This is a genomic window from Paenibacillus glacialis, from assembly GCF_001637205.1.
Lineage (GTDB): Bacteria > Bacillota > Bacilli > Paenibacillales > Paenibacillaceae > Paenibacillus_AQ > Paenibacillus_AQ glacialis.
This window is the reverse complement of sequence record NZ_LVJH01000022.1, coordinates 175,444-192,776: the sequence shown is the minus strand read 5'-3', so window position 1 is coordinate 192,776 and position 17,333 is coordinate 175,444. Positions and strand designations below refer to the sequence as shown.

Here is a 17,333-nt window from a genome sequence, read left to right as displayed (position 1 = left end):
CTCACCCGTCCGCCGCTAAGTCATTTTGGAAGCAAGCTTCCAAAATGACTCCGCTCGACTTGCATGTATTAGGCATGCCGCCAGCGTTCGTCCTGAGCCAGGATCAAACTCTCCATATAGTAGATCGTTTCAAATCAGCTTTGCAGCGATTTGGAACGATCTATGAAAAGAGCGATATGCTCATTTAAAACAAACTGACGAGAAATTTCTTTCTCTATCAAATGATTTCTCATTTGTTTTGATTTCACTTTCGTGAAATCTACTCACTCGTTGTTCAGTTTTCAAAGACCAATGATTTCGTTTTGTTAGCACCAGTTGTTCTCGGCGACAACTTCTATATCTTATCATGTCCGGTTCGTTTGTGCAAGCTTTTTTTTCGATTTAAGTTTCATTCGATATTGGCTTGCCGATTCAATAAATGTGTTATTTACTGGCCGGAATAAGAATATATCATGTCTAGCACTACCTTATCAAGTTGTAATAATTGACAAATACTTATCTTACTTATGATTCACTATTGACTCGCTTATTTCTATTCACCGTACTAATGTTTAGCGATTCATAATAAACTCCATAATATTCGTAACTCCTCATTAGTATAGATTTCACTTAACCTTGTTCTTTCCCCCAGTGAAATCGCCCTAATATAATATTACTTCATTATAGTAGACTTTTCCTAAACTAAATAAGTTGTTGATGTACTATTTTTGAGCACTAGGGCAAGACTGTTTCTCTAGACCCACACATATCGTTTCCAGTATGATCAGTAGACCACAAAATTCGGAGGTCACGCTAATTTGGATGCTTACAACGAAATTAGAGAGGGAGAAAAAGGTGCCTGGGTCAGTATCATTGCCTATGTATGTCTCTCTGCTCTTAAACTATTTATTGGTTTCGCCGCTGGATCGGAAGCATTGCTTGCCGACGGTTTAAACAATACAACTGATATTATTGCTTCATTCGCCGTTCTGATTGGTCTAAAGATTTCTCGAAGACCACCCGATCATGACCATAAGTATGGACATTTCCGTGCTGAGACAGTCGCTGCATTAGTAGCATCCTTCATTATGATTGCTGTTGGAGCACAGGTATTATATCAAGCGGTGCAGAAATTTTTCGAACCAACTATAGGTACTCCCAGTATGATTGCAGCATGGACAGCATTGTTCTGTGCTGTCGTTATGATGTTTGTATATCGCTATAATATTCGTCTTGCTAAAAGAATTAATAGTCACGCCATCACAGCAGCAGCTCAAGATAACCGCTCAGATGCCATTGTCAGCATAGGCGCTTTCATTGGAATCGTCGGTTCTCAGTTCGGATTACCTTGGTTAGATCCATTAGCCGCTACCCTCGTGGGATTGATTATCTGTAAAACAGCATGGGATATTTTCAAAGATGCTTCTCACGCCTTAACCGATGGATTTGATGAACAGGAGCTTGATAAAATAAAAAAGACAGTCGCAGCCACCCCAGGTGTAGAGTCTATAAAAGATATTAAAGCTCGAGTACTCGGAAATAATGTGTTGGTTGATGTGACTATACACGTAGATGGTTACTTAAATGTGGTAGAAAGTCATGATATATCAGAAGCAATCGAAGAACGTATGCTAGTTGAGCACAAAATTTCACATGTTCATGTACATATTGAACCTATGGAAACATCAGATTGAAATATTACGAATCCCTTTAATAGAATCTTAACATTTAAAGCCTCCACTAGATGGTTAACTAACTATAGTTACATCTAGAGAGGTTTTTTTTAGCGCATCTTAAACCAAATTTAAGCTGACCCTAAGGTAGGACCTTTATAATAACGATAACACGATGATATAAGAAGAAAACTAAATGGCCACTCTACAGAAAGAATAGCCATTTCAGAATTACATATTTAGAAAAGAGGTTCTTATGAAGAAAATCATTATTGTCGGTAGCATGGTAATTGCTATCACCGCCAGTGGAGTTTCTTGGAATAGCCATGTAAGTGCAAGCCCCCTTACGCTAGACCTTAATACAACTGTTCCAGTCAAAAAAGACTTACTTCATGTTCTTAAACTTTCTTCTAATGAAGAATTATATAATGCATTATATGATGGAAGTACACTAGCTGATCTTGCAAAAGATAATGATGTCGATGTTCAAAAGGTAATTAACTTACAAGTCTCTGAATTAACATCACACATCGATCAGCGATATGCTAGCGGTAGCCTTACACTGCAACAATATGAAGAACAGAAATCAGAAGTCAGAGATCTCATTACACAAAGTGTGTACGGTTTATAATATAAACGTGTACAATAAAAACCACTGCCCACATAGCGTAACGTCTTCCCTTTTCAAAATATTACTATTAATCAAAGAATAAATAGTGGTGGTGATGAAATGATTGAAATTATCGATGTAAATGCTGACAAAGCTGTTCAGATCATTTCTGAAACTTACAAAGAGTTAGGGATTGATGTAAATGTCATTGAAGTAAATAACTGCAAGGACGCTCAAAGCGCACCCTCAGCTTACAGCACTTTTAATGCAATATACAATGGTAAGCTTCTCACGTACCATCCAGTTTCGAAACGAGAGTTTTTGAAACTCCTTCAAGAAGCAACATAATATATCCAAACGCCAAATAAGCCAGCGGTTATCCGCTGGCTTATCCTAAATCCATGTATCACATTAACTACTACTTCACTTCTGTCACCCAATAAATCTTATTTACTTTCTACCATAATCCGCTTTAATCTCTCCCCATTCTTTCGTCTCCCACTTGCGTACCTGATTATCGTAATGATTCGTTTGAAGCCAATGTAAAGCTCGATCCACTAGACCCCATACTTCCTTGGTCGATTCGTCACGTTCTAAAGTTGTCGCAACTTGCTTCTCTCTCACCCATTTCAAAGCGGTTCTAGAGTCGCTATATACCGTCTTTGTGCTTCCCTCTTTTTTCAAATACGCTAAGGAATGTACGATAGCTAAGAACTCCCCAAGATTATTCGTACCTTTGAGAATGGGTCCTTGAGAGAATATAACTTCTCCCGTCTGCGTATTAACACCTCGATACTCAATAGGACCTGGATTTCCCCTAGTTCCCACATCAACTGAAATGCTGTTATAGTCAATCTCTTCTATCGACTTCTCGGATGTAGATTTACTTGTCCGACTTTTCTTAGGCTGAGCGTTACCTTCTGACTTCTTCTGCCCCCAATGCTGTTTCCAGCCATCTCGATAGGCTTGCTCCGCTTCTGACTTCGATTCATATGACTTATATTTGGCATCTTTAAATTGTGCTACTTGTGATTGGCATTCAGGCCAGTTCATGTAGATTCCAGGAGTATTTCCAACCCATACGACATAATATTTTTGTTTTGCCACGACTAATCGTCCTTTCCTCAATCCATTCCAACCTACCTAATTATAAACGGCTACCGCTCTAAGTGATAGATAGACCTTCCTTAAGTGTAACCATCTCTAGATATTTTATGGATCTTCGATGTATATCCTTAGCGTCATTTCACTTCATATACATTTTGTTGATTCCTTCACACACGACGCCTTCTTCTTACATATTCCATGATAGGCATCAATACTCTTCTGAAAGCACGTCATGTATCTCACTCATGTTCCTCCTCCAAATCAGTAAATCTAATTTTGGCTACTGTTCCAAAATGATCGTCTTTTGTGGGCCTTCAAGTAACATATATAGATTTTCTTCAAAACTAAAAAAAGAGCATCCGACCTTGGTAGCCGTTGCTCCATTGTTTTCATCCTATCTTTTTTACAACTAGATCTACTTCATCGGCAGAAAAATAGCAACGGATGTCCCTTTACCTACCTCACTTGTAATATCCACGCGTCCACCATGTGAGGCAATAATATTATTCACAATCATCATTCCTAGACCATTTCCGTCACTTTTGGTCGTGTGAAAAGGTTCACCCATTCTACGCAATACTTCAGGGGGCATACCTTCTCCATTATCAGTAAACTTTATCCGTTGGAAGGAGCCTTCAATGTCTAATGAGATATGAATTTCTCCCCCTGAAGGTAACGCTTCCATTGCATTTCTAAGTATGTTTAAGATTACTTGCTTCATCTGATTACGGTCACACTTAACTTGTACATCTTGAATAGTCTCACTTATGATTGAAATGTCATTCATATCGGCATGAATTTGGAAGATACTCAGCACTTCTTTTAGAATCGTACTACTATACTCATCTGAGAACTGAACCACTTTCGGTTTACCCAAAATCATAAAATCGCTTATTATTAAATTCATTCTCTCTAATTCAGACATAATAAGGTCATAATGAAGTAGTTTTGAATCTTTACCTGATAATTGAATCATGCCCTTAACCGTTGTTAGGGGATTTCTAATCTCGTGGGCAATACTTACAGCCACTTCACCTGCATAAACTAACTTTTCTGTACTTCGTAATAGTTCTTCTGTTTTTTTCATCTCGGTAATATTACGTAAGGTTCCGACGATACGAATTAGAATTTGTTGATCGTAAATAGGAACAACATCCAACATATAATACCGAATAGACCCTCTAACTTGCAGAGCTAACTCTACCCCAACACTTGCCTCGCCCTGATCGATGACATCTTGAAAGAAATCTCCTATAAGACTTACATCAAATACAGAGCTATGGAGATATTTTTCTTTATCGTGATTATCCCAATGAAGCATCCTAAGGATATTTTCATTTAATTCGACGATACGTCCAAAAGCATCTGTTACAACTACACCATAATAGTTCGTTGCCAACAATACCTGATTCAAAATATGATGTTCGGTATTCTGCCTACGTAATACAATCTCACGTTCGACCGAGTCGGCCAACGTACTTATTAGAGCAAGCAAATTGGGATGGGCATAATCGATCATTGTCATTAATGATAACGTTCCTACTATTCGATTACCTCCCTCACCATAGATAGGCGCAGTACAACAAGCCATACCCTTCATCACATCGTGATAATGATCTTCCCCTATCACCTCGATGGGCTGACCATAGCGAAGACTTAACGCAATGGCGTTCGTTCCTATATCTTCATTATATTGTACTCCCTCTTTAATACCTAACTTGCTAGCCAATTCTATAATCGTAGAATCCCCTCTAAACGAAAGAATGTATCCCTCATGATTCGAAATTGCGATGAGATACGGGTTCCCTGATGTAGAGGAAAGGAATTTATCCACAAAGTAATTAAAAACCTCCAATACTTCGCTATACTTACATAATTCTATCTTTAACTCCTCATCAGAGAAACATTTGTTAAATACAGGTTGTATGTCTGATTGGATACCTTGTTCTATACACTGTTGTTTAGATTCCTTTATTATTTCAACCTTCATTATATCAACCTTCATTCTTTACTATTACTTAATTTCGAGATTCATATGTAAGCTTTACCTTTATTCTAACTTGCTAGTCCTACTTTCACTATTTAAATCTTAGTCAATAGATACATATTGTTACATTAATAATAATCTTTTTTATTTAAGAGTGTAAAAAAATGTAATTAAAGGGTCGATTTAGCCCATTTTAATTCATTAGTTGGTGATTCAACACCTTAAGTACATTGACATACATAGTAATATGCGTTACATTGTATTCCAGAGGTGAGTAAATTTGAGCAATGACAATATTAGCCCCGAATTAATCCGTGGACATATAGACACCATCATTCTACGTGTACTCAGTGAGAGCGATAACTACGGATACGAAATTATAAAAGCAATCTCCAAATACAGTCAGGGCAACTATGAATTGAAAGAGCCCTCCCTTTACAGCAGCTTAAAAAGACTTGAAACACAGAAACTCATAACTTCATATTGGGGAGACGAAAGTCAAGGTGGCCGAAGAAAATACTACACGCTAACTCCTTTAGGCACTGAAACTTATGAAGATAATGTTACAGCTTGGAAGATTGCCAAAGTCATAATTGACCAACTTATAGAAAAGGAGGCGGAATAATATGCTAAGGATCAGCTTAATCCTCTAACACATGACATAACATCGGTATTGAAATATAGGAGTAAGTATATGGGGGATTCCGGTAATATAACGAACCTTATTGCTTCATTACCTTTAAAGATAGAGAAACCATTTCAGCTGTTTCCTGATGTTTATACTCTAGAAGTCAATTACAAGAGTAGTATCTCAGCTCTGGATCACAAACACCTTGAGACCTCATTAATATACAATGCTACTGCCGCATTTTCTTTAATCGCTAACCTTGATGCCATTCACTTCAACTTCGAAGGAATCTCTTATAAAGTTAAGCGTAGCGATGTTGCAACGTGGTATGGTGTGGACCTATCTACGCTAACCGATGAAGATACTTGGCATGAGCTCGTTCAAAGCAAACTTACAGATAACGGTTATGTATCCCGTTGTATGGAGGCGATTTTCCTTAAGGATTAATAGGATTCACTCAAGAACAGATCACCCCTAATTGAAATGATAGGAGAAACCTAATGCAGCCATTTACGGAGCAAGTCATTACTATCATACGTGCGATTCCCGTAGGCAAGGTGATGACATACGGTCAGATAGCCGCATCTGCTGGAAGTCCGCGTGGAGCCAGACAAGTTGTCCGAATTCTACACACGATGAGCGATAAATATGATCTCCCCTGGCACAGAGTCATCAACGTCAAAGGGGAAATAGCTATTACGGAAGATGAATCACGTTTTCTTCAAAAGATATTACTTGAGGAAGAGGGTATTACTCTTAATGAAGACGGACGAATAGACCTATCCATTTATCGTCATGATGGATAGGTCTATGTAGCGCCCTATATAGATTGAACTAAAGACGGACCCTCATATTCATGAATTTCTTTAGAAATGCTTGAACTTGTGAGCGTAAACTTTAGTTCAGTGTATATAGTACAATGGATTATCAAGCCAAGTCCGATCAATCCATCGTATTAATAACGACTGCGGTTAAAGGATCTATGGTAATTGAATGGGCTGTAAGTTCAAAACCTGCTCTCTTAGATACCTCTACTATTCCTGCTTCATCCTGATCCGCAAGAACTCTCCCCGTCGTCAAATCTTCTTGCAGTGTCAGCGTTCTCGCTTTGCTGTCTGCATTCACAAATACGTAATAGTTCCCCGTTCCGTCCGTTGCCTTACTCTTATATCCGATAACAAGATCGCATGCTTTCATTTCAGGTGCCTCGATAAGTGTAACGTTAGCATTAATTAATGCCTGATTACCCAATCTAAACGCATTCGTAGACTTCCTTAGCGCCACTAGCCCTGCTGTATACTCCCTCGTTGCATAGTTTACAGGATACTGAACTGCATCCGTTGCTTTCGCCCAATCAAACATATTGATTGCATCCGATGAGTCGTATGAATCATGGACGAAATATCCGAATATCTGACCTTTTTCATCCTCAAAAGCATTATATTTGTGTTCAGGTATACCACTTGCTTTCCATTCCTTCGTGCGACCATATTCTTGCCCGGCATGAAGTAAGACCGTTCCTTGCGAAGTTAAGATCAACGTATTTCCAAGTCTTATGCGTCTATGTATTTCTACGTCATTATCCGAAATACTTGGATCTTTCTTAGTCGATTGTGCAATCACATCATACAACGTAAGGTTGTCATGGGCCTCAATATATTGCACAATGTCGGCTGGACTATCCGTTGGTATATTAGATGGCTGAGCCTTAATGTTATTAAAAATAACAGAAATATCCCTAGGCCCACCTGTCAGAAATCTTGGTTCACCTTCAAGACCATACCCAGATTTCAATTCATTTCTAATCTCATCAGAGAATACACCAACATCATCTGTTTTATCCATCCAGTCTTGGGTTGCACCTTTACCTACAAGCGTTGGATCTGACAAGTCTCCCTGAAAAGTTCTCCAGCCTTCACCAAGGAACAACGCGTTAACGTTAATCTCTGCTGCTGCATCATATGCTTCTTGCATAGCCTCATAGGTTGCATCACCCATCATATCGAAGCGCATGCCATCAATTTTGTATTCATCAAACCAATACTTCACAGAATCAACCATCAGTTTCTTGGCCATCTTCCGATTGGTCGCAAGATTGTTTCCAAAGCCCCCAATAAATTTACCCTCTGCGTCCTGCCATGCATAATAGTTCGGAACGATATCATTTAGAAAGTCAGCCAGAGCCATATGTGTGTATATCACATCTAGGATGACACCCATTCCGGCTTCATGAATGGCATGGATTAATCCCTTCAACTCTTTAACTCTAACTTCAGGATCAGTAGGGTCCTCAGAATACGCACCATCGGGAGAGAAATAATGGTGTGGATCGTATCCCCAGTTGTATTCATTATCTATTGCCGAATATTCTAGTTCTCTATTCCCCATCGCTGCCTCATCCCCGAAATACCAAGCCATCACAGGAAGTAACTGAACATGAGTCACACCAAGCGACTTTATATAATCAAGCTTATCCTTAAAGGCATTGAAAGAACCCCATCTTGCATTCAGATTATCTTCAATGGAAGGGTCCGCTGTAAAATCTCTGATATGTACTTCCCAGATAATCGCATCACATCGTGTCTTGTACCCCTCAATATTCGCAAAATCGAACTGGTCAGGATTCGTATCACTCAAATCAACGATAGCCCCTTTACCTACAACATCTCCATCAGGACCTGGCTTCCCTGTTGTGTCTATTCTGCATATTGCCATTGATTTCGCATAGGGGTCGAGGACCTGTTTAGCCTCACCGTTATTGGTTACTGCATATTGATAGAAATAGCCACGTAAATCCATAACGTCTAGATCCACTGGTGCTACCTCTGCAGACCATACACCTTGACCTCCGAGTGTTAAGTTCACACTTCCGATAAGTTCTGAAGCATTTCCTTTGTCATAAAAATGCGCTATGACCTCGCTTGCAACCGGAGCCCAAATTTTAAACGTTACCCTATCTTTTCTATACGTTACTCCGAGGTCATCTCCCTCATAAGGGTACAATTCATCAAGTATCTCCCAACTTGTAGAACTTTCACTGGCTACGGACACCTTCTTGGAGCTAACCTTTACAGAATCCGTATTAGATTTAATTTTTGTCATAACGTCATCCGTCGGGTTAGCTTCTATACCCACACTGTCCATCTTGACTATTTCTTCATTGTCACTTGGCTTTTGAAACTCGCTTTTCATAGTCTTGCCACTCCATTCCAACGATCCATTAGTATCTAACTAGAAAGCATCCTCATTTTATGAGAAAGATATACTTCATGCATTTCTTATCCTTAGGACAAACGTTTGCACTAAGAAAATAACCACTACAATTAAAATACCACATTCCTCTGAAAATCGTCAGCGATTTATCTTTAAAATATAAGAAGAAACGGTTACAGTGTCCCTTAAGAATGAGTATCCGTCTCCTAGGAAATATAAGAAGTAGGGTATCAAGTGAAACTTATACTTTCATAGTAATAAAAAAAGGCATCTCCCAAGATGCCTTCTAGCAATCAATCATTCCATCAATCAACTACTCCTCAATCATCAGAATTTCCCGAATCTCCTGTTCTGTCAGAACAGACAGTTCCTGTTGACCCGGCTGAATTACTTCATCGATCAAGTTTTTCTTCTTCAATTGTAGTTCATACATCTTTTCTTCCACTGTTCCTTGTGTGACGAGACGAATCACTTGTACGACTTTCTTTTGTCCGATGCGGTGAGCACGATCAGCTGCCTGTTCCTCTACTGCGGGGTTCCACCATAGATCATAGAGAATAACCGTGTCTGCTCCAGTGAGGTTCAATCCAGTACCTCCCGCCTTTAAGGAGATCAGGAACAAGTCATGCTCTCCTTCGTTAAATCGATTACACAGATCAACTCGCTCTCGCGCTGGTGTTTGTCCATCCAAGTAGAAATAAGGTACGCCTTGTCGACCCATTTCCCGCCTGATCAAGCCGAGCATCTCGGTGAATTGCGAGAATACCAACATCCGCTTGCCCGCACTCCGACATTCTTCAATGATCTCCAATAGCTGCTCGAATTTAGCTGAACTTCCAGTATACTCTGGGACGAACAGCGCAGGATGGCAGCACAGCTGCCGAAGTCTCGTCAAACCAGCTAGTATCTTGATTCGATTCTTCTGGAAGCTCTTCTCCTTCAAATGTTTCACTGTTTCATGCTTCAGTTCTGCCAAATAGGCCACATAGAACTTCTTCTGCTCTTCTAACAATTCAGATACCTGTATAGACTCGATCTTGTCTGGTAGCTCTTTCAACACATCACTCTTAAGACGTCGCAATAAGAACGGACGAATTCGCTTTGCCACGTTATCTCGGGAAAGGTTCGCGAATACCTTCCTGCTCGTGAATAACTCTGGGAATACCACGTCGAAGATAGACCATAGCTCATCAACCGAATTCTCCACGGGCGTTCCTGTAAGTGCAAATCGATGTCGCGCTTGAATTCTTCTCACCGTCTGTGCAGTCTGTGTCGTATGGTTCTTAAAGGTCTGTGCTTCATCTAAAATCAGCGTATGGAACATTGACTTGGCATAGTATTCAAAATCTCTACGTATCAACGGATACGATGTAATCAGGACATCCACTCCCGACACGTTCTTCACCATTCGGCTACGTTCTTCTTGCGTGCCGTCAACGATCCTCAGAATCACTTCGGGTGCGAACTTCTTCAGCTCATTTTGCCAATTGTATACAAGAGATGCAGGCGCAACGATTAAAGCGGGCAGCTTCTCACTTCTAATCTCAGGCAATACAGAGACGATGAAGGCAATGCTTTGTAGTGTTTTTCCAAGTCCCATGTCGTCTGCCAATATGCCACCAAATCGATAGTTCGCAAGTGTCTTCATCCATTGATAACCGTATTGCTGATAATCTCGGAGTACCGAAGCAAGACTTTCTGGTAAAGGGTAGTCCATCAGATCTGGATTACGCATGTTCTCGAGAAGTCGGCGAAATGATTTACCCAACTGAACGGTCTTCCCTATGTCTTGGTAGTCCAATAACTTAAGCCCATAAATGACCGGTAGGCGGATGTCTGGTCCTGTCATTTTGCCTGTACCGATACCCGCTTCGTTCATAAAACGTATCATCTCCTGAAACTTCTCACCTTCTAGGGGTACAAAAGCGCCATTCGGTAGTCGGTGATATTTACTTTTCTCATCAAGAGACTTCAGCAGATGACGGATTTCTTGTTCGGGAATACCATCGATATCGAACTTGAATTCTAGCCAATCATGTCTAGAATCCATATCTACCGTTATCTTCGGAGTGGTAGGGCCAGGGTGAATTCTCGCTTTAACTGCAGACGTCGCAAATACTTCCACCAGCTTTTGCAGTTGAGGAACGATCTTGTACAAGAAATCATACTCTGCATCTTCATCAGCTAGAAAATAGCCTGTTTCTGACTTCGCGAATGTACTTTTCTCCATAAGATCAAGAATCTTCATTTCCAGATCGCCATCCCGCATAAGAATGCGGTCATCCCCTCGCTGCTGGTTATTCTCTTCATTCAGAGGATTAATAATGACTCCTCCGTAGTGAAACTCCAGTCCAGCTAACAATCGATCCCTTACACGGTCCAAATATAATTTAGCCTTTAAAGGTGTCTGGACCATACGTTCAGATACCGCTTTTGCGATGTGGACACTCCCAATTTTCATCAAACCTGGTATTACCTTTTCCATAAAAATATCAAGCTGCTCCTGCGCAATCCGAATGTGCTGTTTGTGGGATGTCACAAGCATGTGTTTCAACTCTGCAAGCCTTTTGATTTCTTCGGCGGGTAACTTCGCAAGCTCGCCCCCAAATAAGACAACTCCGTAAGATTCCATAATGGTAATATCATCTAACCCTTGAATATCCAAATAATATCCTTTTCCCTGCGTGTGATCGAACTCGAATTGAATCGGGATCATCTCATCAGATAATGAAATACCATCTTTAACAAAGTCATCTTGTGCTAACTTAACCGATGGAGCCTTCAATAGAAGAAGTAGTAGATCATCCCAATAGATGGAAGGAATCAATAATGTCCGGTTCCTCTGATTCGGATCCATAATGGTAGGTTCTTGGTATATCTCATCACTGTTACTGATATGAATGAGCTGGCGAATAACCGCATCATTTTCTTTAGAGAAGCAATGGATTTCCGGATCATACGTGAAAAGATTAGAGAATACATACGTCTCCTCTCGTTCGATGACATCAAGTAGTTCTCTTACGTTCTTCACAACATACAGCCGTGCAGGCCCAATTTTCATCTCAATACCGAAGATGTTCTTTCGATATCCGTTATAAATAGGTTTACATGTGAACTCCACCTCAAGCGGTGTTCTTGAATCGAAGTATTTACGCTTACGGCTTGTACGAATCGTCTTCTCGGCAAACAACTCCAACATAAAGTTGGTCAGTTGTGTCTCATCTCCTGATGCGTCTGTGAGCTCGTCTTCCCTCTCATTGCGCTGTTGTATTTCATAAATATTTAGGAGCACCGCTGCGATATGTTGGCAATATAGGTCATACGAAGATAATGTGGGGCACGTACACTCTGCAAGCACTTCACCTGCGGAATCAGTCCTAATCGTAACCTGCTCGGTGCTTTTCCCTTTGACTATTGCTGTATAGAATCCAGTATCCGAATCTGTATATGTAAAAGTTACTTTTCCCGTTTGGTAGTAGGACTCTCCTTTATCATAGGAGTTCTTTCCGCACCACAATTTAATGCTGCTTGGGGTCAACTGAACATCCATTACCTTGTTCCTCCTAATGAAAGGGCATTGTACTATTTCCTATGATAACAGATATCCGCATACTCTTCTGCCTAGGACCTTGTTACTGCATTGCCAAGGTTCTAAGCAAGTCTCTACAGATAGTAATAACAGGTAAGTTAGTATAAAAATACTTCTCAACAAAAACCCGGCCCTCAAAAGGAGAACCGGGTTTAGTTCCTGATGGGGCTTGTGGTCCCCCGATGCGTGCATTATCACTGATTTTTTGTGCCTTACGAGAGTGAACTAGTCTAGCTATATAAATTGCATTAACAACTGGTTGAACTTCTCGCGTTCTTCCCAGAAGGCACCATGACCGCTGTATTGAAATGGGACAAGTTGTGAATTTCGTATTTTCGAATTCAACACTTGAGCACTTGCAAATGGAATCACTTTGTCATGAATCCCATGAATAATTAAAGTCGGTACATGTATTTTATCAAGGTCATTATTCACATTCTCATCTCTGAGCATTACTATAATGGCTGCGGTCGACCAACTCGCAGCTTCTAACCCCATTTGAAAGAACCAATCGGAGAATCGGCTAGTTACATATTGAAAGAAAAACATATCCGTTACTTTTTGAAGCATGTTAGGTCGATCATTATACGTTAGTGCTAAAAACTGATTGGCTGTATCTGCCGTAAACCCCGTAGGTGATGCAGCATCGATTAGGACAAGTTTAGATACGCCGCACCCTTGATATCGAGCCATATAATGAATGGCGATTGCTCCACCAGTCGAGTGAGCCGCTATTGTGAAGTTATCTAATTGAAGTGCAGCAACGACAGCCCGAATATCATCCGCCAATCGGTCATAATTGTAACCATCAAAAGGTTTATCCGACTTCCCAAACCCTCTCCAGTCAATCCCAATGCATCGATATCCCATCGCAGGAAGAACATTGAACTGATACTCGAACTGCTTATGGCTTAAAGGCCAACCATGTATAAATAATATTGTCTTCTTACCCTTCGGATTTACATCTTCAACATAATATTTCACACCTGGCTCTACATTTACAAAATAACCCATTCTGATTCCTCCGTTTAGCGATCCTCTTATTAGTCATATGATATTCACTTAAGCAAATATAGGTGAATACCTACGCCCAATTGTTAGATCATTCTAAACGGTAAGCACGATCATTTTTTGTAAACACTCATTATGGGTTAGAGCCCAATGTGAGTTCAAAGTTAAAGGTTGAACCTTTATCGGTCGATTCTTCAAGCCAAATACGTCCATTCATCAATTCAACTAATTGCTTGCAGATCGAAAGGCCGAGTCCAGTCCCATCATATTGTTCTGATGAGAGCAACGCATATACATGGGTTCCGAATTAACAGATGAAATACCATGGTTAACACAGAAACGTTTAGCAGCCGAAGAGAGTGTTAGATGAAATCACCTTAAAATCTTTTTCAAAATAATCAACCTCCATGATATAATTTTGCTCTAAAAAAATGTCCATTGTCTTGTTCTCAAAGGAGGAGCATTCCCCCTTAAAGGTTCTTCTGTAAAGTCTTCTATATTTATAGACTAGGCTAAACTATGAAATCTAACGCATTTATATATATTTTTTAATAGAATCTATGAAGAAGTGAGGGCAGGATAACTGGCGCTGTTTTGATTAGGTTTGGAATCAAACTAATATTGAGCAGTCGAAAAGTTTAAAGTTCTAAAGCTACAGGAGAGTTTTATCTTGGAGAGCGCATTTCCATCACGTTCAGCCCGTGGTCTTTTATTGTTCCCAGGGGTAACCTTCAGGTCTACGTCCTTAGTCATTGAAACCCTAGTCTCTAGAAAAGTCCGATAATTACATCATGTTCTACAACACCATTCGTTTGCAGTGGACATTAAATAAGATGACCCCTAACGAATTTAGGGGTCATCTCTTAGTAGATTAAACGGGGTATTTAGTAAGATTATTGGACTTATTAAGGAGTTAATTGCAATGATGCACCTTGCCAGCTACCGTTGATTTTTGCACCAAATGGGACTCCTACAATTTCAAACCCAAGCAAAGTGTAACCTGTAATATTAAAAACTACAGTATCATCAGTGGTAGCTGTTGTAGTTTTATTATAAGTCTTAGCTGTTTGATTCCAACTTATTGCAACCTGCATACCAGAATAGTAGGACGTTATGTCAGATACGCTTGTGAATTTAGGTTTGCCTCCAGAAGGATAAGTATAGTCATATGAAAAAGATATGTTTTTCCAGCACAAAACCAGTCAAACCCCATCCGCTAAATGGAGCATACCAGTTAATTGTATGAGTATCTGAAGCGAATGGGGAAATTCCATTTTCTTTTTTGGGTACCTGAATTTGTTGATTAGGAATGGTTTGTACTGTATTAAGTTCCTTTACAAATTTTTCAAATTCTTCAACACTATCAAATTTTATATGATTTTGTACATATGTCTTTCCATGAGTTGTTGAACTATCGATGTAATCACCAAATTTAAAGGTCTATGAGTTAGATAATATATCAATAACAATGTTCTGCAACCTATTTGCTTCATTAAGTTCCAAATAAATAAGAAAGAGAAGTAATAATAAAATCACTAGTGAGAGGGATATTATTAATTTGAAATAATTTCTCATCAATAGTCATAGCTTATGCTGAACTGTTGACTATCATCAATCCATACATTAATCCCAGACTTTAATTCAGCAAAGTGATACACGTTAATACCCGCGATTGTCCCTGTTGATTTCCAACTTGTTCCGAGTTGATATTTATTTTCAGCAGTTATATCACTTCCATCAATTGCCCACGAAGCTTTGTCTACGTTCCAATTTTCATCCAAAGTGATGTTTGGATTATTTGGAATAGTGAATGACCAACCTATTGAAAATGGATATTCAAAGGTGACTGTGTAAGGTCCTGAAGAAGTACTTTTAGGTTGTGCGTCATATAACTCATCTGAAGAATAAGCTAAAGTATGTGAAACAATTAAGTTTTTCCCTTTAAAAGAGGAGTCTATTTTTTTTAGTTGGACCAAGTCTTTTAATGTGAAATAGTCATAAACACTATCTGAATCAGTTCCCTTATAGAGCATCCATTGGGATACCATCTCAGCTTTATCAATACCGTATAGACCGAAAACTACTCTTATATCGCCTGTACTACTTTTCACTACAGTACTACCTCTAGGTGAAATAGTGCTATTTCTAGCTTGAACTTCATGTTTGAGGATTTGATCTAGAATAATTGAAGATGTGTTGGGAATTTTAGCTCCGGTATCATCTCTATTACTATATTTAAGTAACAAGGCATTTAAAGGGGTCTCCTGAGTTGTATATCCAATAACATCTTGAACAGAGTCACTATCTGAGAATTCTTGTTTTATAGATTTACCATCTGCTTCTTTTAAATCATTAATAGTTACAGTTTTTTCTTCTGCTATTCCGTCGGAAATTTTAATTTTGATTGATTGGTGTAAAAGTTCCTCATATTGGCTAGGGGTGACTCCACCATATAAATAAACTTTCTTTCCTTTTTCCAATGCTTCTTGTAGAAAAAATTTCAGTTGTTGATCGGCTTCGACATCCTTTACATCATAAGCAAAAGAAGAGTAATCATTTATATCTGGTAGGGTAGAATTAAATTTGGTTACTCTAACGTTGGAGTTATTACTTAGCAATTTTTGATCTTTTATTTCTTCTTGTGTGGAGAAAAATAATTGATCGTTATTATGTGCTGCCGCATTTATGGTAGGGTTAGCTAGTGAAAGAAGTAATGACATAGAAAAGGTTATTGTAAATAATTTTTTCAGACCGTTAAACATTTTTGGATACACTCCCTTATCTTCAAATTTTTGAGGAAAATCAAATATAAATATTAAACTATCAACCTCCTAAATAAAAATGTGTATAGATATTTTGAAGTGTTGTTTTTACTACTTTAGCTTGAGGTTCAGTAATTAAACGAAAAATATTGTAGCCTACCTCCTTTCGTGAATAATGCATTTTTTTCCATCTTTGAATTATGAAGGGTTTTGCTTGTATAGTATCTATAACGTATTAATTTGATAAATAGTTGTAAATTATTTGAAAAAAACAATTATATTTAATAAATAAAAATTTATGATATATATGCTACAGGAATCTATGGTAACAAGCACAAGGGCTAAGATAACAGGTATAAATTAAAATCGCTCCTCAAACGATTGAAGTAACAAAAAAGAAAACTAGATTCACGAATATGATTGGATTAGGAAGTGGAAGGATCATTATGTAGGCGATCCGATTATAACTTTCCTCGAACCATTATCAGTTTAGACGGTGGGTTGGATAAAGCTTAAGTGGTTTAATTATTGTATGGGATTGTTTTGTGTGATCAACTCGTCGTCTTCTCTATATAGAAGACGTAAAAGGCAGGTTAGGAAATAAAACGGAGTAGCGACTCGATCAAAGTTACAAAAAGAGGTTGCTATACCCAAAATTATAAGGGGATAGCAACCTTTTTATATATTTAGTAAAAGTATTCAACTTCGTTGTCTTGCCACAAGTGTTTTATGATTCCAGGAGCATGGTAGCAGTCATCATGGGGAAGATGGATC

At 39.0% G+C, this 17,333-nt stretch carries 13 protein-coding genes, 1 rRNA gene and 2 pseudogenes; 7 read left to right on the top strand and 9 right to left on the bottom strand.

Annotation, left to right across the window (positions count from 1 at the left end):
• A 16S ribosomal RNA gene (locus PGLA_RS13555) occupies positions 1-119 on the bottom strand; the annotation flags it as partial.
• Positions 120-797: 678 nt separating this feature from the next.
• Between PGLA_RS13555 and PGLA_RS13550 the strand changes: the two genes are divergently transcribed.
• The 3 genes from PGLA_RS13550 to PGLA_RS13540 all read left to right on the top strand — a co-directional run bounded on the left by PGLA_RS13550 (position 798) and on the right by PGLA_RS13540 (position 2,610).
• The gene (locus PGLA_RS13550) at positions 798-1,673 is read left to right on the top strand and encodes a cation diffusion facilitator family transporter (protein ID WP_068533535.1); all 876 of its coding nucleotides are present in this window, start codon (positions 798-800) and stop codon (positions 1,671-1,673) included.
• 235 nt (positions 1,674-1,908) lie between these two features.
• Positions 1,909-2,283 carry a hypothetical protein gene (locus PGLA_RS13545; RefSeq protein WP_068533533.1) on the top strand — a complete coding sequence of 125 codons (375 nt, stop codon included), beginning with the start codon at positions 1,909-1,911 and terminating at the stop codon, positions 2,281-2,283.
• 99 nt (positions 2,284-2,382) lie between these two features.
• Positions 2,383-2,610 (top strand): YoaP domain-containing protein, encoded by a 228-nt coding sequence (locus tag PGLA_RS13540; RefSeq protein WP_068533530.1) that lies wholly within the window; start codon positions 2,383-2,385, stop codon positions 2,608-2,610.
• Between the two features lie 102 nt (positions 2,611-2,712).
• Here the strand turns inward: PGLA_RS13540 and rnhA are convergent, their stop codons facing one another.
• Both rnhA and PGLA_RS13530 read right to left on the bottom strand, forming a co-directional pair.
• Positions 2,713-3,369 (bottom strand): ribonuclease H, encoded by a 657-nt coding sequence (rnhA, locus tag PGLA_RS13535; RefSeq protein WP_068533568.1) that lies wholly within the window; start codon positions 3,367-3,369, stop codon positions 2,713-2,715.
• 415 nt (positions 3,370-3,784) lie between these two features.
• Positions 3,785-5,359 carry an ATP-binding protein gene (locus PGLA_RS13530; RefSeq protein WP_245699871.1) on the bottom strand — a complete coding sequence of 525 codons (1,575 nt, stop codon included), beginning with the start codon at positions 5,357-5,359 and terminating at the stop codon, positions 3,785-3,787.
• A gap of 277 nt (positions 5,360-5,636) precedes the next feature.
• Between PGLA_RS13530 and PGLA_RS13525 the strand changes: the two genes are divergently transcribed.
• The 3 genes from PGLA_RS13525 to PGLA_RS13515 are packed head-to-tail and all read left to right on the top strand — an operon-like array spanning position 5,637 to position 6,790.
• Positions 5,637-5,981, top strand: a complete 345-nt coding sequence (locus tag PGLA_RS13525; protein ID WP_068533526.1) for a PadR family transcriptional regulator — start codon at positions 5,637-5,639, stop codon at positions 5,979-5,981.
• A gap of 48 nt (positions 5,982-6,029) precedes the next feature.
• Positions 6,030-6,431: a DUF4825 domain-containing protein gene (locus PGLA_RS13520; RefSeq protein WP_281197306.1), complete on the top strand. Its 402-nt coding sequence runs from the start codon at positions 6,030-6,032 to the stop codon at positions 6,429-6,431.
• A 53-nt stretch (positions 6,432-6,484) separates the two neighbouring features.
• On the top strand, positions 6,485-6,790 hold the full coding sequence (locus tag PGLA_RS13515; protein ID WP_068533522.1) for an MGMT family protein: 306 nt from the start codon (positions 6,485-6,487) through the stop codon (positions 6,788-6,790).
• A gap of 136 nt (positions 6,791-6,926) precedes the next feature.
• Here the strand turns inward: PGLA_RS13515 and PGLA_RS13510 are convergent.
• From PGLA_RS13510 to PGLA_RS29410, 4 genes and pseudogenes are all read right to left on the bottom strand, one after another.
• A pseudogene (locus PGLA_RS13510) lies at positions 6,927-9,176 on the bottom strand (alpha-amylase family glycosyl hydrolase); the annotation flags it as partial.
• Between the two features lie 334 nt (positions 9,177-9,510).
• Complete coding sequence (locus tag PGLA_RS13505; protein WP_068533520.1) at positions 9,511-12,747, bottom strand: DEAD/DEAH box helicase; 3,237 nt, start codon at positions 12,745-12,747, stop codon at positions 9,511-9,513.
• A gap of 273 nt (positions 12,748-13,020) precedes the next feature.
• A complete protein-coding gene (locus PGLA_RS13500) occupies positions 13,021-13,800 on the bottom strand; it encodes an alpha/beta fold hydrolase (RefSeq protein WP_068533518.1) in 780 nt (259 codons plus the stop codon).
• Between the two features lie 130 nt (positions 13,801-13,930).
• A complete protein-coding gene (locus PGLA_RS29410; protein WP_084411060.1) occupies positions 13,931-14,083 on the bottom strand; it encodes an ATP-binding protein in 153 nt (50 codons plus the stop codon).
• 499 nt (positions 14,084-14,582) lie between these two features.
• On the opposite strand from PGLA_RS29410, the pseudogene PGLA_RS29740 reads away from it, so the two are divergent.
• Positions 14,583-14,672 (top strand): annotated as a pseudogene (locus tag PGLA_RS29740) (IS3 family transposase); the annotation flags it as partial.
• Between the two features lie 30 nt (positions 14,673-14,702).
• Here the strand turns inward: PGLA_RS29740 and PGLA_RS28575 are convergent.
• Complete coding sequence (locus PGLA_RS28575) at positions 14,703-14,891, bottom strand: hypothetical protein (RefSeq protein ID WP_211269543.1); 189 nt, start codon at positions 14,889-14,891, stop codon at positions 14,703-14,705.
• 480 nt (positions 14,892-15,371) lie between these two features.
• Positions 15,372-16,559, bottom strand: coding sequence for a hypothetical protein (locus tag PGLA_RS13490; RefSeq protein ID WP_068533514.1), 1,188 nt, complete (start codon positions 16,557-16,559; stop codon positions 15,372-15,374).
• Between the last annotated feature and the right edge of the window lie 774 nt (positions 16,560-17,333).

Excerpts from the sequence above, each read along its gene's own strand:
- PGLA_RS13505 (WP_068533520.1), bottom strand. The coding sequence starts at position 12,747 with ATGGATGTTCAGTTGACCCCAAGCAGCATTAAATTGTGGTGCGGAAAG.
- PGLA_RS13540 (WP_068533530.1), top strand. The coding sequence starts at position 2,383 with ATGATTGAAATTATCGATGTAAATGCTGACAAAGCTGTTCAGATCATT.
- PGLA_RS13530 (WP_245699871.1), bottom strand. The coding sequence starts at position 5,359 with ATGAAGGTTGAAATAATAAAGGAATCTAAACAACAGTGTATAGAACAA.
- PGLA_RS13500 (WP_068533518.1), bottom strand. The coding sequence starts at position 13,800 with ATGGGTTATTTTGTAAATGTAGAGCCAGGTGTGAAATATTATGTTGAA.
- PGLA_RS28575 (WP_211269543.1), bottom strand. The coding sequence starts at position 14,891 with ATGCAGGTTGCAATAAGTTGGAATCAAACAGCTAAGACTTATAATAAA.
- PGLA_RS13490 (WP_068533514.1), bottom strand. The coding sequence starts at position 16,559 with ATGTTTAACGGTCTGAAAAAATTATTTACAATAACCTTTTCTATGTCA.
- PGLA_RS13515 (WP_068533522.1), top strand. The coding sequence starts at position 6,485 with ATGCAGCCATTTACGGAGCAAGTCATTACTATCATACGTGCGATTCCC.
- PGLA_RS13545 (WP_068533533.1), top strand. The coding sequence starts at position 1,909 with ATGAAGAAAATCATTATTGTCGGTAGCATGGTAATTGCTATCACCGCC.